Source organism: Paenibacillus piri (assembly GCF_004354045.1).
Taxonomy (GTDB): Bacteria; Bacillota; Bacilli; order Paenibacillales; family NBRC-103111; genus Paenibacillus_S; species Paenibacillus_S piri.
The window spans coordinates 231,712-252,910 of record NZ_SMRT01000005.1 but is presented as its reverse complement, the minus strand read 5'-3'; the positions used below and the strand labels follow the sequence as shown (position 1 = coordinate 252,910).

Sequence of the window (21,199 nt, the reverse complement as noted above, 5' to 3'; positions counted from 1 at the left end):
GCAAGAGCAGTCATCATTACTCGTTTCCGAAAGACAATGAACGAACGGTCAAACTGGCACCAACCGTCATTTTTCTTATATTTCCAGATTCGCGTCGGCTGATCAGACGTAAACGCAGAAAGACCTCCGTGCCCACCATCATGGCGCTCCCGGAGGTCTATTCGCTTTTTTTCCGGCATCGAAGCCGATTCCGTAAACCCATATCCGCCGGGTTTCGTCAAGAGTGCAAGCAACTCTCGGCCTTCCGTTCGGGGAGCCCCCGCGGCCTCCGGCCAAATGGAATTGAAATCGAAACTCGCCCTGAAACCATTCTCCAGTCTTATCCCGACTCATCGACATTCTCTTTCGTACGCTAATCGTATGATCCTGCCGCTATCAATTCGCCTGCCGCTGGCGCTGTCCGCTTTTGCGGCTGAGCTCCCGCCATTTGTCGAGCATTTTTTGCGCTTCCTTCCGCTGCAGCAGTGAACGGGCCAGCTGGAAGCCTTCCTCATACGAGCCCACCTTGTCGAACCAATACAGACGCAGGCCCGTATTAAAAATGACATGCTCCCGTTCATTACGCACCTCGTCCGCATCGTCCCCCGCGATAACCCGGGTTAACAGACGCAGCTGTTCTTCCTTCGTGCTTTTTTCCAGCGGCCCGCCGCGAAACCCGAACGTCGTCGGATCGATCGTGTTCGATTCATCGCCCCACGCCGTCACTTTGCGGATGACGCTTGTTTTGGATAAGGGCACATCTTCGGAGCCCTCGATCCCTTGAATCATATAAGCCGTATCGAAGCCCGATTGCCTGAGCAAATGAATCATCTGGTCCATGGCGGTTTTCGGGCTGACGCCGATCAGCATATTTTGCGAGTGCACCGGGTTGATGACTTTCTCGACCGTATTCAGAAAAGTTCTAAGCCCCATCTGCTCCCGCACTGCGCGAACGCGTCCGAATGGCGGACATAAAGCATCTGTCCAAATAAATCCGATATGAATGGTTAAAAAAATATGTTCCCAATCCCGCGGATCGAGCTCCACCTGAACGCCCAGCTCTTCGAGCAGCTCCTTTAAAGACGAGCCGCGCTTGGGAGGCAGCGCATCGCTGCCATGCAGTACCTGCGGGAAGCCGACAGACGCAATGAGCAGACTGACTGGCAGCGTGACCGGAAAATAATGCCTTCCGCCATACGGGCCTGCACAGCTAAGCGAATCCGAAAACGAACGGTACGGCTGCGAATATTTGCGAAACACATCGATAAAACCCATCATCTCGTCGTCCGCTTCGCCTTTCATCCGCATTGCCATTAAAAACGCGGCCGTCTGGGCATCCGTCGACTCGCCGCGAGCGATGGCATGGGCAGCGGCCACCGCTTCATCATAGGATAAATCTCTCGAACCTATCCTGCCCGACCCTATCGCCTTGATCCATTGCTTCATGCTGTCCACCCCGTTTCAAGTCATCATAAGTTAACCACGGCGAAGCTTTCATCCGTACATCGTTAAAACGTCTATCAATATGAATCGGAACCGTAAAGTAACGGTCGCCGGTGTTGGTCATCGAAATATTATAACTAACACGAAAATGGATATTTCCTGACAAACTATTTCAATTATAGTCCATAATAAGGAAAAAATAATCATTTCACTTCTCATCACTCCTCTAAATCATGCATATTCCAGCGAATTAAATCGTAATGACGTTAGGTTTTATTACATAAATATACTATACAATCGAAATCGGAAAAGTTCAATGCCTCTTCAGTTCCATCCCATCATAAACGGCTTCACTGCCTCGGAGGACGGGCGCGTCTATCAAGATTGTGCGAAGCAAAGTATAGAATCTTATACTTTCTATTCAGTTAAAAAAGAGCGCCAGCCGTATCATATCGATACAAGGCCGACGCTCTTCATTTTCCGTTTAGGAGATTGCGCTATTCTCTTTCCACAAACTCGAATTCAAAATCGCCGATCCGCACGGTCTGCCCGTCCTGGGCGCCACGCTCGCGCAGCGCTTGATCGATCCCCTTCTTGCGCAAAATGCGCGCAAAACGGGTGACGGACTCCTGCGTGCTGAAGTTCGTACGCTTGATCAGCTTCTCAATGCTCGGACTGTCGATCACGAACGTTTCGTTTTCTCTGCGGATGACATAATCTTCCTCGTCCTTCGCTTCAAGCTTGTAAACCTTGCGCTCGGACAAGTCGACCAAATCTTCGACCAGCGGCATTTCCGGAATTGTGGCGAGCAGGTCAGCCGCTTTATACAGCAGCTCCTGCACGCCGCTCTTCGTAACCGCCGAAATCGGCACAATCCGCGTTTCCGGATGGGTCTCGGCCAACCGTCTTGAAAATTCGGCCAAATTCGCTTCCGCCTCCGGCATATCCATCTTGTTGGCGGCTACAATTTGCGGCCGCTCCTCCAATTTGGCGCTGTACAGCTTCAGCTCCTCGTTGATTTTGAGCCAGTCGTCAAACGGGTCGCGCCCTTCCGTACCTGCCATATCGATTACGTGAATAATGACGCGGGTACGCTCCACATGACGCAAAAACTCATGCCCGAGCCCGACGCCCTGATGCGCCCCTTCAATCAGGCCGGGCAGGTCGGCCATGACGAAGCTGCGCCCGTCGCCAACGTCGACGACGCCCAGATTCGGCGTCAGCGTCGTAAAATGATAAGCCCCGATTTTCGGCTGCGCCGCCGAAACGACGGACAGGAGCGTCGATTTGCCGACGCTGGGAAATCCGACTAGGCCGACGTCCGCCATCACCTTCAGCTCCATTACGAGCCAGCGCTCCTCGCCTTCCTCGCCGTTTTCAGCGATTTCCGGCGCCGGGTTGTTCGGCGTTGCAAATCGCGTATTGCCGCGTCCGCCGCGTCCGCCGCGGGCAACAATCACCTGCTGGCCGTGGCGCGTCAAATCAGCCAATATTTCCTGCGTGTCATCGTCAATCACAACCGTGCCGGGCGGCACCTTGACGATCATGTCGTCGGCGCCCGCCCCGTGCTGGCTCTTATTGCGCCCTTTTTCGCCCCGCGCCGCCTTGAAGTGCTTCTGGTAGCGGAAATCGATCAGCGTCCGCAAGCCTTCGTCCACACGGAATATAACATCGCCGCCATTGCCTCCGTCGCCGCCGGCGGGGCCGCCTTCGGGCACATATTTTTCCCTGCGGAACGCAACGAGCCCGTCGCCTCCGTCGCCGCCCTTCACATAAATTTTCGCTTTATCGAGAAACATGGTTCCACCTCTTTTCGTACAGCCGTACCTTTTTGCAAGCAAAGCCGGTTCGTTGGTTTATGTAGAATAAGGAATTTCGATATGGACTTCCGCACGGTGCTCGTCCAGCAGCCGTTTGTCCCATCTCACTTTCAGCGCAGACGCTGAAACCGCCCGCTCCAGCTCTTCGGACAGCAGCTCGCGTTTGATCGTTCCCTGGTAGCGCATGTGGATTTCCAGCCGCCCGTTCTTATCCGCCAGCTCGACGGTCAGCCGGTGCTCGCCGTCGCCGTGATGCAAGGAGTTGCTTTTGAACGCTTCGATGGCGGCTTTAAGCAGCCCGAACATTCCGTCGCCGTCAAGCGGCAGCTCGTTAATGTGTATTTCCCGCTCCATTTCAATTTCCAGCAGCATATCTTTCACTTCCGCCTGGAAAGACAGGAGATATACGATCAAGTCGGCATGTCCCAATTTGGAAAGGCAGCTTTCCTGCAGAACCCTGCCTTTTATTTTCTCCATAAGGTCTTCTAATTTATCATACTTTTTTAATTTGACATAGCCGAACAGCAGCTGTATGTCATTCATCCAATCGTGACGATAATGGTTGAATATGCGAATCAACCTGAGATTGGAATTCAGATCCCCGGCCTCGCCGGGCAAAGCATGCTCGTGCGCTTTCGCGCTTCCGTCCGTTTGTTCGCAATTGATCCGTTCAGACTTCATGCATACATCTCCGATCCGTTGTACCAAATTCTCAACCTATACAGTATATCACTGTGCAGGGAAAAATTCACTTTCCGTTTCTTCCCTTTAATTCCCGATATATGCAAAAACCCCGGCGATGCGTAATCGCCGGGGTTATCGTCGATGATCGTATTACACTTCTACTGCCGCAGCTACCGGAGCTACGTCAACTGGGTAGACGCTAACCTTTTTGCGATCGCGACCCAAACGTTCAAACTTTACTACGCCTTCGATCTTGGCGAACAAAGTATCATCGGAACCGATGCCTACGTTGTTGCCCGGATGAATTTTCGTGCCGCGTTGACGCACCAAAATGCTGCCGGCCGTTACTTGCTGACCGTCCGCACGCTTCACGCCAAGACGCTTCGCGATGCTGTCACGACCGTTCTTCGTGGAACCTACACCCTTCTTGGATGCAAACAGCTGAAGATTTAATTGTAGCATGGAAGTCTACCTCCTTCATTTAATTTGTTCCTGCATGGCTATATATGCACCGTACGATTGTTCAATCGATTGCAGCATGACGACCATCGATTCCAGCAGCAGCTGCACTTTCGTTTCCAATGCTTCATCGAGGTTGTCGGCCACTTCCGCATAGAGCAAGCCATGCTTGGTTTCGACTTGAAGCTCTAGTCCCAATAGAGCCTCGACCGCATTCACCGTGCCGACCGTAACCGCCGAAACGCCGGCGCAAACGATGTCTTTGCCGGACTGATCATACAATGCATGACCTTTAACCTGAAATGACCGGATACCGCCATTCGGCTTGCGCCTGATCGTAATTCTAATCATGCCTTATCCTTAAGCGTTGATTTTTTCAATCACGACTTTAGTGTAAGGCTGACGGTGACCATGCTTGCGACGGTAGTTCTTCTTAGCTTTGTATTTGTAAACGATGATTTTCTCACCTTTACCGTGCTTTTCCACTTTCGCGGATACCGCAGCGCCGGATACCAACGGAGCTCCCAGCACCAGGCCGGACTCTTTGGATACAGCCAATACTTTGTCGAAAGTTACGGCATCGCCTTCACCAACGTTCAGCTTCTCGATGTAAAGCACATCGCCTTCCTGAACTTTGTATTGTTTACCACCCGTTTCAATAATAGCGTACATAGTTACAGCACCTCCTCATGTCTCAGACTCGCCTAAAGCCAGGTGGCCCGCCTTTTATTCAAGACGCGCGCTTAAACCCGCTTCGCGCGGTTACAGCATGTCAAAAGCAACACACCCAAATATTTTACCATAGATGATATACCAATGCAACGCCTATTTGCTCCATACCCAGCCTGTGCCATCGCACGCCTTGCAGCGCGACGCATACAGCCTTTGCTTGCCGTCCTTGACTTTCTTCCGCGTCAATTCGACAAGTCCGAGCTTCGTCCAGCCGGCTATCGCATTTTTGGTACGGTCCTTTTTCGTTTCCTCGATCAGCTTTTCAAGCACCTGCTTACGGTTCGCCTCCGATTCCATATCGATAAAATCGATCACGATCAGTCCGCCGATATCACGCAGCCTCAGCAGTCTGGCGATATCTTTGGCCGCAATAAGATTCGTGTCGCAGGCCGTCTGCTCCAGGTTAATGCTGCCCGTATACTTGCCCGTATTCACGTCGAACACCGTCAAAGCTTCCGTGTAATCCACGATCAGGTAGCCGCCGTTATCAAGCCATATTTTTCGCTTGAAGCCGCTCTGCAGCTGCTCGTCCACCTGGTACACGGAAAAAAGCGATCCGCCCCTCGTATCGAATTGCCGGACCCTGTCCTGCAGCAGCGGCGCGGACCAGCCGACCATCGTGGCGATCGAAGCGTACGCTTCCTTGTCGTCGACCCACAGCTCGTTAACATCCTCGCGGAAGCCGTCCCGGATGTAACGCGTAAGCAGTCCGAAATCCGTATACACTTTGCGCGGCACCTTTCCCGGCTGCTTGACGACTTCCTGAACGCCGGTCCAACGCTGTCTCAGCTCCTCCAAATCCACCGCCAGCAGCTCATTGTCCACGCCTTCCGCGGCCGTCCTGGCGATAAAGCCCTCGCCTGGCTGCAAACGGCTTTCCGCGGCCTGTTTCAGGCGCGAACGTTCGGATTCGTTCTCGATTTTGCGGGAGACGCCTATATAATCGGCCTCCGGCATATAGACGCCCCATCTTCCCGGAATGGAATGGTGGGTCGTTACGCGCGCGCCTTTCGTACCTACAGGCTCTTTTACGACCTGCACCAGCAGCGTTTGTCCCACCTGCAGCAGGTCTGTGATCGCCGGCTTCTGCTTGGGCTGCTTTTCCAGATGCGCCGGCAAAATATCATCGATATATAAAAAAGCGTTTTTATCCAGCCCGATATCCAAAAATGCCGCCTGCATCCCTTGCAGTACGGTCATGACACGACCCAGGTACATGTTTCCGGCTAATTGCTCGGTTCCGCGCAGCTCGCTGTCATACTCGACCAGCTTGCCGTCTTCCAGTACAGCCACTTCGATCTGCTCTTGTCCGCATTGAACCAGGATTCGCTTCATCTTCTCCACCTCGGACTTCATTTTACATGAAAAGCTCGGAAATCGCACATCCCCGCTTGGATTCATTAAAATAGGACTGCAGCAGGGGTTGTTCGGGCAGCACGGCACATATGGCTCCGCGCTCGTCCATGACATAAATGAGATGGTATTTTTCCCGAATAAATAAGCGGACAATATCCGTAACTTTTAGACGTCCGTTTACTACAATAGGTTGCGCCAATGTACCCTGATTCATAAGTCGCGAAAGGACAAATTCCCGGTTGATCAAAAAACGCATAAAATGGTAAGACAAACCTTTGTAGGCATACCAGTTCGAATAAAGCAGAAACAGGCCGATGATCAGCAAATTCATTTGGATGCCTCCGCGAAGCGCATGCAATAGCGAAATCGCGACAAGCACCGAGCTGAACGCGAGACTGATGAGACAGCTGAATACAATAACCCGATGATAAGGCAGCCATAGGCTCAAGCATGATTGCATCATTTTACCGCCGTCCAACGGAAGGATCGGCAGCAAATTGAACAAAGCAATAAATACGTTAGCCTGAATGAAATACGCCGCCCAATCCCCCGAAATCAGGCCGCACCACTGCAAGCCCGCGGCTGCGGCGATCATCCAGACGTTCTGCAGCGGTCCCCAGAGCGCGACGACGATTTCCTGCCAGGCCGGTACGCTCCCTTGTTCCTCCACGACGACTACGCCGCCAAAAGGCAGCAGCTGCACTTCCTTGACCCGCCAGCCGAAGCTTTTGGCAGCCAGCACATGACCGAGCTCGTGCACGAACACAATCGCAAATAATGTGGCCGTTTCTATAAAGTAACCCGCCAGCACGGACAGCAGGATCACGATTGAAAATAAAGGGTGAAATCGGTATATGGTGCCGAACCACCGGTTCCAATTAGTCAAAGCTGACCACATCCGCGGGGTTTATATATTTATTGTCTTTTGAAATGGCAAAATAAAGATAGCCCGATGGCCTGGAGCTGTTTTTCGATACGGTTCCGATCGTTTCCCCTCCTTTGATCCAATCGTTCAATTCAACCTTGCCCTGCTCAATCCAACCGTAGACCGTTTGCATCCCGTTCGTATGCCGAATGATGATCGTATAGCCCGTATCTTCCCTGTTTCCGGCAAACACAACCAATCCTTTGTCCACAGCCGCTACCGTGGCATCCGTCTTCGTCTCCAACGTGATCCCCTGACGTCCCGGCTCGAAGGGGGCAATCACTTTGCCTTTCACCGGCGCAAAATAATGACTGGCATCGGCCGACACTTTTTGCGCTTCTTCATGCTTCACCGGATTGAGCGCGGGCAGCAGCGTCGGCGTACCGCCAAACTGCCGCTCGTACCATAAGGCCACCTTTTGAAAATCATACGGTTCATTCAAGGCCGCGGTAATGAACGCCTTGCCTTTATTGGCCCATGGATGGTTCACATGGAAAATGCCCCAAACCGCCGCGAATAACATGCAGCTGATGACCAGCTTTGCGCGCAGGCCCCGGCGCGAAGGAACGAACCGGTTGCCGCCGTCATCGCGGAAATCGCCGTTCCTGTACGTTCCTGATATGTTGCGGTCGCGCTCCATTTTTTGCTTCCATACATATTCCGGATCGTTCCACCGATCCAGGTCTTTCCGGTAACCGGCGGCATAAGGATTTTCCCTTCCGCCGATTCTCGGTACGCGCTCGAGGGAGGATTGCTCCGGCCTTGCCGGGCCCGCATATTCCGAAGGGCTATAGTAAGCGGACCGGTCGGCTTCCTGCAGCTGCCGGATCCGCTCCATCCGCCTTTGACGCACCTTATCCCTTGTTTCCATAACCAGACCCTCCTTCAATTTAAAGCCTGTCCCCGATGTTATACAGCCGATGCGAGCGGCACACGCGAAACCGAAGAGACAGGCAGGGGCTTGTATACTTCATCCTATGAGCCTGTACATCCGAATATAACAGCGGGCGGCTCCCATTGGCGGGAATAATTGTTATGTAGCCGGTGCCGTTCTTGCCTGACCTTGGCTGAACTCGGGATCAGCCTTTAGCATAAAAAAAAGCACCCCGAAGGGTGCTTAATGGTGGAAATTGCTCTTTGGATTGGCGGATCAGAACCTCGGTTCCTTTTCCTGATGCACGCGGATGCTCATGACCAGGCCGATGCTCATCATATTGATAAGAAGCGACGTGCCGCCGTAGCTTATAAAAGGCAGCGTAATCCCGGTCAGCGGCATAATGCCGATCAACATCCCGACGTTTTCGAATATTTGAAAGACGAACATCGAAACGACCCCTATGATGATGTACGAGCCCGTTTTATCGGTACATTGGATTGAAATGAGTATCATCCGGTAAATGAGCACGAAATAGAGCAGCAGCAGCACCGACGAGCCGACAAAGCCGAACTCCTCGGCCAGCACGACGAAGATCGAATCGGAATATGCATAAGGAATAAAATTGCGGTGCACCGACGTTCCCTTTAAATAATTTTCGCCGGTCAAGCCGCCCGAGCCGATCGCTTTAATGGAATTGTCGACCTGGAACTTCTGGTCCTTGGTCGCGTTTTCGGGACTGATAAACGTGTCGATACGGGCTACCCAGTGCGCCTTTCCCTTTTCCGTAAAATACGTTTTGATCGGATCGTGATAATGCGTAAACAAGTACATGAACAAAGCCAATGCCGCCACTGCAAGCAGCACGCCGATCAAAAAATGCAAATACTTGATATTGCCGATCCACAGCATGCCGACCAATATCACGAGAAAAATAATCGCGTTCCCCAAGTCCGGTTGAATGAGCACGAGAACAAAGGGTACCAGCACGATTGTGCTTACCGGAATGACATCCGTCAAAAACGAAAGCGGCTCGCCTTGTCTTCTTGCCATATAGGCAGCCAATCCGATGATAAGGACGAGCTTCACAAACTCGGCCGGCTGAAATTCCAGCCCTCCCGGCAGTGAGAACCAGCTCCTGGCGCCGTTCTTTTCCAGCCCGAATTTATATACCGCAACAAGCAATACAACACCTGCCGTATAAAAATAGGGCGATAATTTGAGCATGACCCGATAGTCGACAAAAGTCACTCCGGCCAGCGCTATAATCGAAATGATGTAAATCGTCAGCGTCTTTTTCAAGTCAAAATCAATGTACGGATCATCCAGCGTTGCGCTATACACGAGCAGCGTGCTAATGACCATAAAAATTAACAGGATGCCTACGATGAGAAAGTCGACGTTCTTATATTTGTGCAGCAAGACGCGCTCATCCTATCCCGATAAACTTCTTCAATTTGCGGAATACGCCCGGTTTATCTTCCATCGGCATCAGCGGCACATTATCGCCCAGCATGCGCCGCGCAATATTGCGGTAAGCGATCGCCGCACGCGAGTTCGGATTCATCACCGTCGGCTCGCCGCTATTGGCCGCTTTGATGACGTATTCGTCATCCGGTACGATACCGAGCAAATCGATGGCCAGCACCGAGCAAATTTCATCGATATCGAGCATATCGCCCTTCTTCACCATATTGGCGCGGATTCGGTTGATAATCAGCTTCGGCGAATGCACCTTTGCGCCTTCCAGTAGCCCGATGATCCGGTCGGCGTCGCGCACTGCGGCGTTTTCCGGCGTCGTGACCACGATCGCTTTATCCGCCCCGGCTACCGCGTTTTTAAATCCTTGCTCAATCCCGGCAGGACAATCGATGATGACAAATTCGAAATCTTTTTTCAATTCGAGAATTATATCGCGGACCGCGTCCGGAGATATCGCGTCTTTGTCCTTCGTTTGCGCGGCCGGCAGCATGTACAGCTCTTCGAAACGCTTGTCCTTGACCAGCGCCTGCTGCAGCCTGCAGCGCCCTTCGGCTACATCGATCAGATCGTAGATGATCCGGTTTTCCAGACCCATGACGACATCCAGATTTCTCAGACCGATATCCGTATCCACCATACAAACCTTTTTTCCCTGAAGCGCCAATGCTGTCCCGATATTCGCTGAAGTGGTCGTTTTTCCTACGCCGCCTTTACCCGAAGTGATGACAATTGCCTCTCCCACTATGCTCAACTCCTTCGCATTACTGCATCAAGTCTAATTTATGCAAATGATGAATCTTATCGATTTCCATTTTACCGTCTTTAATATAGGCAAACTCCATATACGCCTCGTTGATGCCCCATTCATCCGGCGGCCGGCTAATAATAGCGGCGATCCGCAGCTGCGTCGGCCTTAAATGCGAGGCAGCGATGATCGCCGATTCGTCGCCGTCAATGCCTGCATGCGCCATCCCGCGCAGAGAGCCCATGATGTAAATGCTGCCGGAGCTCTTGATCTCGCCGCCCGGGTTGACATCGCCGAGAAATAAAATATTGCCTTCCTTGACCAACGTCTGTCCGGAGCGGACCATTCCTCGGACCAGCCGGACATCCGCCATATCGGCCAAAAGCGCTGCGGGGGACTCCTCTATCGATTCGATCGACTGGATCAGCAGATTGCCTTTTTGTCCGATAATCTCACGAATCTGCTCCTTTTCTTCATCCGAAGCTTGACGGGAGCCCAGCTTCACATGGACGTGAATGATCGGCCCCGTTAATATTTTCTGATGCGTTTTTTCCAATTTATGCTTCAGCTCTTGAACGACCTCGGCAAATTCGCAAGTATCGTCCAATAAAAAGATAAGGCCGTCCTTGAACCCTTTTATCGTTACATGGTGCTTCAACGCAGTCATACACGTTCCAACCCCCCAGCCTATACAATTCGGCTTTTTCACGCCCGTTTCCTGCTTGACCGATTAAATTTATTCCTCTGTTAACGGCTTGCCGCTCTGAATGCTTTCGAACAGCCTCCTGACCGGCACATAGACGACCAGCGCAAACAGAAGATTAATCAGCATACTTGGAAGCATTTGGTGGAAAAATACCCACTGAAGGTCTAAATGCGTAATTTGGAACAGCCGGTACAGCCCGAAAATGATGCTTTCAAAAAGCAAATTGCCGAGCGCAATCACCAGCATGCTGACGACGATGTTCGAATAGAGACGGCGGTTCGTCAGACCGGCCAAATAACCGGACAGCCCCATCGCAAACGAGATCGGTCCGAGCATGGGAGAATAGTAAATAATATCTTGAAGAATCCCGAATATCAGTCCGTAGACCAGAGCGGTATGACGGTTTACATACAGCCCGATATAAAGCACGATCACCAAAATAAAATGGGGCGCCACATACACCTTCGATTGCCAGACGCTCGGTATAATCCACTGAAGCAGCGTGCCCTCCAATATAAACAGAACGGTAAGTATCAACCACAGCCAATTGCGCTTCACGGCTTCACCCCTGCTCCGGAACGATAACGACAAATACTTCGCGCAGGTGGTCGAACGAAGCGAACGGCTCGATGACCGCCTCGTGGGATATGCCGAAGTTGCCGGGCTCCCTGGAGATGACTTTGCCGACTTCAATTCCTCTCGGAAAAACCTGGCCCAGGCCGGAAGTAATGACGACATCGCCGACCGCCAATTTATCGTTAGGATCGATCTTGGTCATAATCAGCTTTTGCTTTTCCCGGTCGTAGCTTTCGATCATGCCGAACGACTCGTTCTCCTTGCCCTTAATCGTTACCGAGATCGCTTTGGATTCGTTCGCTGCGTCGTCAATGCCTTTCAGCAGCTGTACATTGGAATAAAAGGAAGACACCTGAACGACCCGACCGACCAGTCCTTCGACGGACATAACCGCCATATTCGGCTTAATGCCGTCTTTCTCGCCCAGGTTGATGCGGACCGTGTTATTCAGCAAATCCGGATTCAAGGCGACGACCTCGGCAATCCGGAATGTGTACAGTCCCGCCTGCTTTTGACGCTCCGTGAAGCCGAGCGCTTCCTTCAACCGTTTGTTCTGCTGCTCCAGATCGTTCAGCTTGGTCGTATCTCTCGCATATTTGGTCAGCGTCTGCTTGAGCACTTTATTTTCCTCGAAAATGGTGTTCAAATGTTTGATGTCCTCAAATAAACCCGCTATGTAGCCAGCGGGCTTATAAAATAGTCCTTGCGTCCAGGAGACGGTATCGGTAATAAATTTCTCGGGCCATGTCATCCGTTCCCGCTTTCCGAGGGTCAAGCCCATCAGAGCGATGAAACAAATGAAGCCGAGCAGCAAAATAAGCAGCCTCTTGTTCCCCAATAATTTCAAAGCAACCACCTTCTAACCTTTACCGCATTTATGTGTTTTAACGCTTGGATTTGGATGCAGGACCCGATTTCATTTTGAATAGATGAATATTTTCCAGTGCGCGGCCTGTGCCGATCGCTACGCAATCCAGCGGGTTTTCGGCAACAAGCACCGGCATGCCCGTTTCGCGGGAAAGCAGCTTGTCCAGATTGCGCAGCAGGGCTCCGCCTCCGGTCAGCACGATACCGCGGTCCATAATATCGGCCGCAAGCTCCGGAGGGCATTTCTCCAGCGTCACTTTCACAGCTTCAACGATGCTGTTGACAGTATCGGCCAAAGCTTCCGTAATTTCATCGGACGTAATCGACATCGTTTTCGGCAAGCCGCTTACCAAATCGCGGCCGCGAATTTCGTAGCGAACCGGCGATTCCATCTGCAGGGCGGACCCGATCTCCATCTTGATCGATTCGGATGTGCGTTCGCCGATCATCAAGTTGTATGTACGTTTAATATACTGGGTGATCGCTTCATCCATCTCATCTCCGGCGACGCGGATCGAACGGCTCGTCACGATGCCGCCCAATGAAATGACCGCGACTTCCGTCGTGCCTCCGCCAATGTCGACGACCATGCTGCCTGTCGGCTCCCATACCGGCAAATCCGCGCCGATCGCCGCCGCAAACGGCTCCTCGATCGTAAAGGCATCACGCGCTCCTGCCTGCCGCGTGGCGTCTTCAACCGCGCGCTTCTCGACGGCGGTAATGCCGGAGGGCACGCAAACCATGACGCTCGGATGGCGCTGAAACAGCCAGCGGTCCTTTTGCGCCTGACGGAGAAAATATTTGATCATCGTCGAAGTTGTGTCAAAATCCGCAATTACGCCGTCTTTCATAGGACGTATGGCACGGATGTTGCCCGGAGTCCGGCCGATCATTTTTTTTGCGGCGTCTCCAACCGCTTCTATCGATTTGGTATCGGTACGCAGCGCCACAACGGACGGTTCTCTGACGACGATACCTCTTCCTTTAACGTATACGAGCGTGTTTGCTGTCCCCAGGTCAATGCCCAGGTCTTTGGTAAATCCACCTAACATGATTGGTACTCCCTTCCTTTATAGCTCTGCCTATTCATCTTTTTGTCGGTAAATTGTCATGTGTGTGGAATAAGGAAGATCATGCGTACCTATTTGTCGAAAATTGAACCAGCTTCCTTATTTTCTATTATATTACATCAATCCTTGCTCCTTCAAACTGACGAACTTGCGATCGCCGATCACGATGTGATCGAGCACGTCAATACCGACAATATCGCCAGCCTCTACAAGGCGCTGCGTCAATTGAATATCTTCGGGGCTAGGGGTCGGGTCGCCGCTGGGATGGTTATGCACGCAAATGAGCGAAGCGCTGCTCCGCTTGATCGCCGCCCGAAACACTTCCCTCGGGTGCACGATCGACGCATTTAAGCTGCCCATCGACAGCGTTTCCTGACCGATGACGTGATTTTTCGTATTTAAAAACAAGCAAACAAAATGTTCCTTCTGCAAATACCGCAGCTCTTCCATTAACAGATCGGCCGCATCCTTGGGCGTTCGAACCGTCACCGGATCGGTCATCGTAACTCGGGCCAAACGGCGCCCCAGCTCGATGCCAGCTTGAACTTGCAAGCCTTTGGCTGCGCCAATGCCTTTAATTTCGGTGAGCTGCTCCAGACTCATGTCAACGAGACTTCGCAGGCCTCCGGACTGGCTTAGTATTCGCTGGGCCAAATGAACCGCCGATTCCTGGTACGTTCCGGTCCGCAGCAATATCGCCAGCAGCTCCGCGTTGCTTAATGCTTGAGCCCCATACTGCATCATGCGTTCTCTTGGGCGTTCTTCGTTTGGGACATCGCGCAATGTCAAATTGCTCGATTCCATTCATTCCCCTCTTTCATTTTTGAGTGTAGGTGTGAACTCACATTATAGCATGATACCGGACTAAAGAACAGTTATACCCAACCGCTCCAGCAATTCGCTCAATAACGATATCGGCAGTCCGACGACATTGAAATAATCCCCTTCAATCCGCTCCACAATGGTCGCGCCAAGCCCTTGAATAGCGTATGAGCCGGCCTTATCCATCGGCTCTCCCGTACGAATATAGCGTTCGATTTGACCACCCGTCAGCGGCTTCATATAGACGGCCGTTACCTGATGATCGACCAACGTTTGACCGGTCGCCACATCCAGCAGGGCAACGCCGCTGTACACGTGATGCGCTCTGCCCTGCAGCGCGCTCAGCATGCCGAAGGCGTCCCGTTCGTCCCGCGGTTTGCCCAATACGCGGCCCTCCAACACGACAACCGTGTCCGAACCGATAATAATCCCGTTCTCAGGAAGCTCACTTTTATACATTTCGCAGACGGCTGCGGCTTTACGACCGGACAGCTGTTCGACAATTTCCGCCGGCGCCAAGCCGGGCCCGGTATCCTCATTCACGTCGCTGACCCGGATTTCATAAGGCAGCCGCAGGGTGCGGATCAGCTCCTGCCGGCGCGGAGACGATGAGGCGAGAATCAACTTTTTCCGATCCTTTATCGACATATACTGACTCCTTGTCCCGAATAGTTTTGCAAATACGGTTTAATGGTTGCCGCTCCAGCAATCGGGTGGCTAAAGCTTCCGGTAAATCCAAAAAGCAGCCGCCAGCCCGATCAGGCTGAGCAAATTCGGCTTTAGCCAGAAATGCAGCTCGAATTTGAACACAAGCAAGTCCGCTTTCGGTTCCCAGGAAAGATCTACCGTCCTGGTCAAAAAAGCGAGTGCCGGCACCTGAACCAGCAGCTGGCCTACAAGCGTCCCCGCTACTAATCCTATGATGAGCAATAAAATGAAAGTAAATGTATTTTTTTTCAAGTCGCTTTCCCATTCCTTTTCCGGGAGATATGTAGGTGGGGACTGTAATTCATGAAAGGTCGTAAACAAGCTATATTATAGCACACCAATTGCCGAATGTTACCTGCTTACACAGGAATATGGAACTTGTAAAATAAACAGTAAACGCGCCTATGCTTACTGTGGTTGGAGCGGGCTGCGGAACCGGTGTGAACTCGTTCAGCTTTGCTGAACATCGGGGAATCAGATGGGGACTCTACCCCACCTGATTCAAGGCCCGCCTTAGAGGCGGGGGTCTTAACCCGATAAAGTCGTAATCGGATAAACGGTCCTGCCTTCCATAGGGACGAGCGTGTTTGTCAAGGTTGTGGGAAGCAAAGTAAAGATACATATACTTTCGTTCAACCAAAAAAAAGCGAAGCTTGCGGAGCTTTTTTAGGAGGGAACTGCTTATGCGTCGGCCTTATGCCGTCATGATGCTGATACTGACTTGTTTGATTATTTTTCCATCTTCTTCATGGGCTATGAAAATTGTCGTCGATCCCGGACACGGCGGTTCGGATCCGGGCGCCGTCGGCGTTAACGGCCTAAATGAAAAAACTATCAATCTCGATATCGCGCTAAAGCTTCGGGATTTACTCATCCAAAAAGGCTACGACGTATTCATGACGCGCGACAATGATACGTATGTGTCCCTGAAGGATCGCATGGACATGACAAACGGGCAGAACGCCGACTTGTTCATTTCCATTCATGCCAACTCTTACACGCCCGAAAGTCGCGGTGCGATGGTGCTATATTATGACGATAATTACGCCCAGGATAAATATCCGGCCAGCAAGGAAATGGCGGTGCTAACGCAGGACAGCAAAAATTTCGCCCAACGGGTGCTGGACAGGTTTGTCGAATCGCTGGACATGGACAATCTCGGGATCGTGCCGAGCTCCGTCTATGTTGTACGGATGGGCACGATTCCGAGCATTTTGGTGGAAACGGCATTTTTGTCCAATACGAAGGATGCGGCGCTGCTGGCCAGCGACAATGTCCGCACGAAGATGGCGAAAGCGATCGGCGAAGGCATCGAAGCATATATGCCTGCGGCCGCTCAGCCGGACGGCTTCTCCGATACGCGGGGACATTGGGCCCGGGAAGCGATTATGCGCATGAGCAAGCAAGGCGTGGTTGAAGGTGTGGGCAGGCAGTTTCAGCCGGACCGCCCTATGACGCGGGCGGAATGGGTGACAATGCTAAACCGGGTGTTCGACTTGTCGAAGGTCCAGCCTGCAGCTGGCGCAGCCGGCGGCTGCGCGCCCGGAAGCGGCGGCGAAACCGTCGCCGGAGCCGTCTACACCGGCGGCGCGTGCGCCAAGTCCGCCGCCGCGGCTAATTCGTTCAAGGACGTGGCGGCAGGCCATTGGGCCGCCGCGACCTTGAACGAAGCCGTCCGCGCCGGTGTGCTGGACGGGTACGAGGACGGGACGCTCCGTCCCGATCAGCCCGTCACACGGGCGGAAGTAGCCGCGACGTTCGCGCGGCTGGCGCTGCCGCAGGCAGCTGCGGCGCCGGCCGGGCAGCAGCCGGCGTTCAAGGATGTGCCGACCGCCGCATGGTCGGCCAAGGCGGTCTACAGCCTGCAGCATGCAGGCTGGATCGAAGGCGTGGCGGCGGACCGCTTCGCGCCCGACCGCCGCATGACCCGGGCCGAGGCAGCCGTGCTGCTCGACCGGTATGTGCAGAGCGCGAAAAAATCGCGCTAACTACGTACAGCAACAAATAACGGAAGCCTCCTGATCCGCAGCGGCTATGCGGTTCGGGAGGCTTCTGTTAATAATTTCACCGCCGTTACTGGGCGGCGACAGCTTTGCGGAGCTCCTTTTGTGCCAGCACGTACTGCATCAAAGCGTTTTGCGTCTGCCACATATAGGATACGGAAGGATTCTTTTTATACTCTTCCATGGTCGAAACAGCGGTATTCATCGCGGTACCCATCTTTTGCACCGCGGCGCGCGCATCGTCGGCCAATCCTTCATTGACGCCGGCCGTTAATGCGGTCCAGGATTGATGAGACGTTTTTACCGATTGCAGCGACGCAGCGTCCAAAGCGGTAGGCTGCGATTCGGTCAAATGCGCAAGTGTGACAGGCGCTATCGCCTGCAGCAGCTTGTCGCCCTGCGCGAGGTACGAAGCAAGATTGTCCGAAGGCTTTGCGCTCCATTTGATTTTGCTCAGCGCCGGCAGCTCGATATTTTTGACGATGACGTCGGTTTTCTTTTGCTGGAACTGCTGCGCCAAGCCGAGCGCTTCATCCCGAGTCAAGGTTATGCCTACATAAACCGGATATTTATCGCCGGCATCGCTAACCGCCGCCAAACCTTTCTTCTTCAGCTCGGTCTGGGCCGCATCCGCCGCTTGGGACGTGCTGAACACGCCGCTTTGCAAAAAGCTTACCGTCTTGCCGGGGATGTTGACGGCGGTTACAACGGCAGACGCTCCGCCGGAAACGGAAGCCGACGCGGGAGCGGCCGCCTGCCCGTTAGGCTGCACGCCATTGATTTGCGGCGCCTTCGCCGCTTCCGCCCCATTGGCCGCTCCGGTGACGGTTGCGGCTGCGTTCGAGCCGGCTGCCGGAAGGCCGGCACTTCCTTTGCTGTCCTGTGAGTCGCCGGAAAACATCGACAATACAAAGAAGCCGAAGGCAATCCCGGTCACGACAGCCCCAGCGACGGAAGCCGCTACTTTGAGCCAAGAATAATTCGAAGAACGGGACACATACGCGGTCGTATCCTCGGGCACGTACCAGTGGTGATCGCGAATCGGCTCCAGCGGCTCCTCGTACGGTTGATAGGAGCCGCTTCCGTCAGGCCGGTCGTGGTAGCCGGTTTCAAGGTTCCGGGTTTCCTTCGACGATTCCCGGATCAGCTTTTCAATCCGCTGGGTTTCCGTATCGAAGGAGCTCTGCCACCCGCCGAAATCATGCGTATACTGATTCAACGGCTGAGCGTCAATAAACGTGCCCGGCTCGGGCTGCTTCGGATCTTTAAATCTCTGCACCGTCGTGAAATAGCGGGTCTCTTCTTCCGCCAGTCGAGGCTTCGCGTCTTCGCTTTTTATTACCTTGTATTCCCCGTTATGCAGCGGAATCACCTTATCTTCTTTGACAATACGCTCGGAGCCTTTGTTTTTCCCATGGTCAAATCGAAAGGTCATCTTGGCATTGTTCATTTCTACGTCTCTCCTCTTGTCCAATTTTCGTATTACTAGACTATGAGAGAGAGCCAAAAAATAGAACAACCGGACATGTCCAATTGTTCTGTTCATGCTTTGAGAAAATCGTATATTGACCTGCTGGCGGGCAGTTCAGCGGCCGCTTCTCAGGGGGCCGGCGGCGTAAATACCCGTTGGGAAAACTCGGCGTCGAGCATAAAAAACGCATTGCTGTCCTTGTCGATCCGTTTGAGCTTATTTATGATCGTATCAAACATCGCTTCTTCTTCAACCTGCTCGTCGATAAACCATTTCAAAAATTGAATCGTCGCATGCTCGCGTTCGTTCAGCGCGAGGTCGGACAGTCCGTATATACGCTGCGTCACGATCCGTTCATGCTCAAAGGCGTGCTCGAACACATCCAGCATGGAGCTGTAATCATTTTTCGGATCGCCCATCCCCTGAATGTAGGCCCGTCTTCCCCTATCGTTCAAAAATTTATATATTTTCATCGCGTGGAACCGTTCTTCCTCCGCCTGCACGATATAAAAGTTGGCGAAGCCGTCCAGACTTTCCGCCGAGCAGTACGCAGCCATAGCCAAATAAACGTGGGCGGAGTAAAACTCAAAGTTCAATTGGTCGTTCAGCGCTTTGCTTAAATTATCATTCAGCAATCGGACACACACCCTCCAGGTTTATTTTCGAAAAATTCCCAGACGTATAAAACGCCTGATACGATTAGCATTCCTAAAATCGGAGAGAGAATCCATAAAGCGCCCAAGCTCATGCCCGACATCCTTTCGAATGCGCCGGGTTCATCCGATTCTTTGCTGCAATCCAACGATAAGCTGGTCGGGCGACGACTGCGGCAAATCCCGCTAAGCACCGCATATGCTATTGGGTCCGGCGTTGGAACCGCGCTTACGGGCCGTCATCGGAATCGTCATCTGGAAAGAGGCGTTGAACGCATATATTCCGCCTCCGGTATTGCGCTAATTATCACCGGGGTTGTCCTTCGTACGCATCGACAAAAAATCCCGGTGAACTCCTTTCATGGAGTTTCCCGGGATTTCATCATTTCCTTCAGCGGCAGTCCGTCAACCGCCAATGCTTAAAAGCTTGGCAAGCTTACTTTGAGGCAGCACGCTGCTGCAAGGAGCGGGACAAGCCGTCCGCCGCCTTCCAAATATCGCCCGCTCCCATCGTCAGCACCAGATCGCCGCTTTTCACATGATCGAGCAAATACGCCTGTACATCCTCTTTGTTCGGGATATACCGCACATTAGAATTGCTGTTGGAGCGGATCAATTCGACCAGCTTTGCGGATGTAATTCCTTCAATCTGCTTCTCGCCCGCCGGCGAATAAATATCGGTTATAATCACTTCGTCCGCATCGGGAAACGCACGGCTAAACTGCTCGAATAAAAAGTACGTCCGCGTGTACCGCTGCGGCTGGAATACCGCAATAATTTTTTTACCCGTTACCTTGGCCGCGCCGATCGTTGCCTCGATCTCCGTCGGGTGATGGGCATAATCGTCGATGACGAGGATGTCGTCAACCTCCCCAAGCACCTGAAACCGCCGCTTGGCGCCGCGGAAATCGGTAATCGCGCCGGCGACCTGCCGGAATGACAATCCTGCCTCCATGCATGAGATAAGCGTCGCCAGCGCGTTGTACACATTATGTTTGCCCGGCACCGACAGTTGAATGGTTCCCATAACACTGCCCCGGTGCTCCACATCGAAGCGCACCTTGCGGTCGCCCAGCTCTATGTTACGGGCTATATAATCGGCATCGTTATCGATGCCGTAAGTAATGACATCGCTCTTAATCTGCGGAATCATTTCCCGCAAATACGCATCGTCGTTGCAGACGACCGCCTTGCCGTCCTCTTTCACTTGACTTAGGAACTGCGCGTACGCTTTTTTCAAATTTTCAAAGTCGCCGTTATAGTTTTCCAAATGATCGGCTTCAATGTTGTTAACCAACGCAATCAATGGATGATACTGCAGGAAAGAGCCGTCGCTCTCATCCGCTTCCGCCACAACCCAATCTCCTTTACCGGCTTTGGCATTGCTGCCCACATTCATAATTTCGCCGCCAATAATATAGGTCGGGTCCTGGCTGCACTCCTCAAGCACCAGAGCAATCATGGATGACGTTGTCGTCTTTCCGTGCGCGCCTGCGACCGCAATGCCTTTCTTGGCGTTCATAAGCCGCGCCAGCATCTGCGACCGGTGCAGGATCGGAATTTTTAATTGTTCGGCCGCCGCCATTTCCACGTTATCTTTGGGCAGAGCCGTCGAATAAACGACCATATCCGCGCCGTTAACATGATGAGCCTCGTGTCCGATGAACACTTGCGCTCCTTTGGCAGCCAGCTTTTCCGTTAACTCCTGCCACGCTAAATCAGACCCCGAAACTTGGTAGCCCATTTCCAGCATGACTTTGGCAATAGCACTCATACCATAGCCGCCAATGCCGATAAAATGGATGTGCTCAGATGTATTCACGC

Annotated in this window: 22 protein-coding genes and 1 other annotated feature; of the genes, 1 reads left to right on the top strand and 21 read right to left on the bottom strand. The window is 52.7% G+C overall.

Annotated elements, in window-relative coordinates; translation table 11 throughout:
• Window positions 1–375 precede the first annotated feature (375 nt).
• From E1757_RS13690 to E1757_RS13605, 18 genes are all read right to left on the bottom strand, one after another.
• Window positions 376–1,425 (bottom strand): anthranilate phosphoribosyltransferase, encoded by a 1,050-nt coding sequence (locus E1757_RS13690; RefSeq protein ID WP_133228919.1) that lies wholly within the window; start codon window positions 1,423–1,425, stop codon window positions 376–378.
• 494 nt (window positions 1,426–1,919) lie between these two features.
• A complete protein-coding gene (gene obgE / locus E1757_RS13685) occupies window positions 1,920–3,221 on the bottom strand; it encodes a GTPase ObgE (protein ID WP_133228917.1) in 1,302 nt (433 codons plus the stop codon).
• Window positions 3,222–3,278: 57 nt separating this feature from the next.
• A complete protein-coding gene (locus tag E1757_RS13680; RefSeq protein ID WP_133228915.1) occupies window positions 3,279–3,923 on the bottom strand; it encodes a Spo0B domain-containing protein in 645 nt (214 codons plus the stop codon).
• A gap of 153 nt (window positions 3,924–4,076) precedes the next feature.
• A complete protein-coding gene (gene rpmA, locus E1757_RS13675) occupies window positions 4,077–4,388 on the bottom strand; it encodes a 50S ribosomal protein L27 (RefSeq protein ID WP_133228913.1) in 312 nt (103 codons plus the stop codon).
• A 15-nt stretch (window positions 4,389–4,403) separates the two neighbouring features.
• Window positions 4,404–4,736, bottom strand: a complete 333-nt coding sequence (locus tag E1757_RS13670) for a ribosomal-processing cysteine protease Prp (RefSeq protein ID WP_133228911.1) — start codon at window positions 4,734–4,736, stop codon at window positions 4,404–4,406.
• A gap of 9 nt (window positions 4,737–4,745) precedes the next feature.
• Window positions 4,746–5,057, bottom strand: a complete 312-nt coding sequence (gene rplU, locus E1757_RS13665; protein ID WP_133228909.1) for a 50S ribosomal protein L21 — start codon at window positions 5,055–5,057, stop codon at window positions 4,746–4,748.
• Between the two features lie 14 nt (window positions 5,058–5,071).
• Window positions 5,072–5,159: a sequence feature (ribosomal protein L21 leader region), on the bottom strand.
• Between the two features lie 51 nt (window positions 5,160–5,210).
• Complete coding sequence (locus tag E1757_RS13660; protein ID WP_133228907.1) at window positions 5,211–6,452, bottom strand: Rne/Rng family ribonuclease; 1,242 nt, start codon at window positions 6,450–6,452, stop codon at window positions 5,211–5,213.
• A gap of 22 nt (window positions 6,453–6,474) precedes the next feature.
• Window positions 6,475–7,359 carry a M50 family metallopeptidase gene (locus E1757_RS13655; protein WP_246079187.1) on the bottom strand — a complete coding sequence of 295 codons (885 nt, stop codon included), beginning with the start codon at window positions 7,357–7,359 and terminating at the stop codon, window positions 6,475–6,477.
• On the bottom strand, window positions 7,352–8,269 hold the full coding sequence (locus tag E1757_RS13650) for a M23 family metallopeptidase (RefSeq protein WP_133228903.1): 918 nt from the start codon (window positions 8,267–8,269) through the stop codon (window positions 7,352–7,354). Before E1757_RS13650 ends, E1757_RS13655 begins: the two co-directional genes overlap by 8 nt.
• Before the next feature lie 279 nt (window positions 8,270–8,548).
• Window positions 8,549–9,694 carry an FtsW/RodA/SpoVE family cell cycle protein gene (locus tag E1757_RS13645; protein ID WP_133228901.1) on the bottom strand — a complete coding sequence of 382 codons (1,146 nt, stop codon included), beginning with the start codon at window positions 9,692–9,694 and terminating at the stop codon, window positions 8,549–8,551.
• Between the two features lie 7 nt (window positions 9,695–9,701).
• Window positions 9,702–10,496: a septum site-determining protein MinD gene (minD, locus tag E1757_RS13640; RefSeq protein WP_133228899.1), complete on the bottom strand. Its 795-nt coding sequence runs from the start codon at window positions 10,494–10,496 to the stop codon at window positions 9,702–9,704.
• Window positions 10,497–10,515: 19 nt separating this feature from the next.
• A complete protein-coding gene (locus E1757_RS13635; RefSeq protein ID WP_133228897.1) occupies window positions 10,516–11,166 on the bottom strand; it encodes a septum site-determining protein MinC in 651 nt (216 codons plus the stop codon).
• Between the two features lie 69 nt (window positions 11,167–11,235).
• Window positions 11,236–11,763, bottom strand: a complete 528-nt coding sequence (gene mreD / locus E1757_RS13630) for a rod shape-determining protein MreD (protein ID WP_133228895.1) — start codon at window positions 11,761–11,763, stop codon at window positions 11,236–11,238.
• 4 nt (window positions 11,764–11,767) lie between these two features.
• Window positions 11,768–12,628: a rod shape-determining protein MreC gene (mreC, locus tag E1757_RS13625; RefSeq protein WP_133228893.1), complete on the bottom strand. Its 861-nt coding sequence runs from the start codon at window positions 12,626–12,628 to the stop codon at window positions 11,768–11,770.
• Window positions 12,629–12,665: 37 nt separating this feature from the next.
• The gene (locus tag E1757_RS13620) at window positions 12,666–13,700 is read right to left on the bottom strand and encodes a rod shape-determining protein (protein ID WP_133228891.1); all 1,035 of its coding nucleotides are present in this window, start codon (window positions 13,698–13,700) and stop codon (window positions 12,666–12,668) included.
• A 132-nt stretch (window positions 13,701–13,832) separates the two neighbouring features.
• Window positions 13,833–14,522, bottom strand: coding sequence for a RadC family protein (gene radC / locus E1757_RS13615; RefSeq protein ID WP_133228889.1), 690 nt, complete (start codon window positions 14,520–14,522; stop codon window positions 13,833–13,835).
• Window positions 14,523–14,582: 60 nt separating this feature from the next.
• Window positions 14,583–15,188 (bottom strand): Maf family protein, encoded by a 606-nt coding sequence (locus tag E1757_RS13610; protein WP_133228887.1) that lies wholly within the window; start codon window positions 15,186–15,188, stop codon window positions 14,583–14,585.
• 69 nt (window positions 15,189–15,257) lie between these two features.
• Entirely contained in the window at window positions 15,258–15,500 is a 243-nt protein-coding gene (locus E1757_RS13605; RefSeq protein WP_133228885.1) for a DUF4321 domain-containing protein, read from the bottom strand.
• 431 nt (window positions 15,501–15,931) lie between these two features.
• Here E1757_RS13605 and E1757_RS13600 point away from each other — a divergent pair, with 431 nt between their 5' ends.
• Window positions 15,932–17,236 carry an N-acetylmuramoyl-L-alanine amidase gene (locus E1757_RS13600; protein ID WP_133228883.1) on the top strand — a complete coding sequence of 435 codons (1,305 nt, stop codon included), beginning with the start codon at window positions 15,932–15,934 and terminating at the stop codon, window positions 17,234–17,236.
• Window positions 17,237–17,321: 85 nt separating this feature from the next.
• On the opposite strand, the gene E1757_RS13595 is transcribed toward E1757_RS13600, so the two are convergent.
• From E1757_RS13595 to murC, 3 genes are all read right to left on the bottom strand, one after another.
• Window positions 17,322–18,701, bottom strand: a complete 1,380-nt coding sequence (locus E1757_RS13595; RefSeq protein WP_165972109.1) for an SPOR domain-containing protein — start codon at window positions 18,699–18,701, stop codon at window positions 17,322–17,324.
• Between the two features lie 149 nt (window positions 18,702–18,850).
• Window positions 18,851–19,354 (bottom strand): ferritin, encoded by a 504-nt coding sequence (locus tag E1757_RS13590; RefSeq protein ID WP_133229120.1) that lies wholly within the window; start codon window positions 19,352–19,354, stop codon window positions 18,851–18,853.
• Window positions 19,355–19,811: 457 nt separating this feature from the next.
• Window positions 19,812–21,197, bottom strand: coding sequence for a UDP-N-acetylmuramate--L-alanine ligase (gene murC / locus E1757_RS13580; RefSeq protein ID WP_133228879.1), 1,386 nt, complete (start codon window positions 21,195–21,197; stop codon window positions 19,812–19,814).
• Between the last annotated feature and the right edge of the window lie 2 nt (window positions 21,198–21,199).

Bases quoted from the DNA above. Each gene is read 5' to 3' on its own strand.
- E1757_RS13690 (WP_133228919.1), bottom strand. From the start codon at position 1,425: ATGAAGCAATGGATCAAGGCGATAGGGTCGGGCAGGATAGGTTCGAGA.
- obgE (WP_133228917.1), bottom strand. From the start codon at position 3,221: ATGTTTCTCGATAAAGCGAAAATTTATGTGAAGGGCGGCGACGGAGGC.
- E1757_RS13680 (WP_133228915.1), bottom strand. From the start codon at position 3,923: ATGAAGTCTGAACGGATCAATTGCGAACAAACGGACGGAAGCGCGAAA.
- rpmA (WP_133228913.1), bottom strand. From the start codon at position 4,388: ATGCTACAATTAAATCTTCAGCTGTTTGCATCCAAGAAGGGTGTAGGT.
- E1757_RS13670 (WP_133228911.1), bottom strand. From the start codon at position 4,736: ATGATTAGAATTACGATCAGGCGCAAGCCGAATGGCGGTATCCGGTCA.
- rplU (WP_133228909.1), bottom strand. From the start codon at position 5,057: ATGTACGCTATTATTGAAACGGGTGGTAAACAATACAAAGTTCAGGAA.
- E1757_RS13660 (WP_133228907.1), bottom strand. From the start codon at position 6,452: ATGAAGCGAATCCTGGTTCAATGCGGACAAGAGCAGATCGAAGTGGCT.
- E1757_RS13650 (WP_133228903.1), bottom strand. From the start codon at position 8,269: ATGGAAACAAGGGATAAGGTGCGTCAAAGGCGGATGGAGCGGATCCGG.
- E1757_RS13635 (WP_133228897.1), bottom strand. From the start codon at position 11,166: ATGACTGCGTTGAAGCACCATGTAACGATAAAAGGGTTCAAGGACGGC.
- E1757_RS13620 (WP_133228891.1), bottom strand. From the start codon at position 13,700: ATGTTAGGTGGATTTACCAAAGACCTGGGCATTGACCTGGGGACAGCA.
- radC (WP_133228889.1), bottom strand. From the start codon at position 14,522: ATGGAATCGAGCAATTTGACATTGCGCGATGTCCCAAACGAAGAACGC.
- E1757_RS13610 (WP_133228887.1), bottom strand. From the start codon at position 15,188: ATGTCGATAAAGGATCGGAAAAAGTTGATTCTCGCCTCATCGTCTCCG.
- E1757_RS13600 (WP_133228883.1), top strand. From the start codon at position 15,932: ATGCGTCGGCCTTATGCCGTCATGATGCTGATACTGACTTGTTTGATT.
- E1757_RS13595 (WP_165972109.1), bottom strand. From the start codon at position 18,701: ATGAACAATGCCAAGATGACCTTTCGATTTGACCATGGGAAAAACAAA.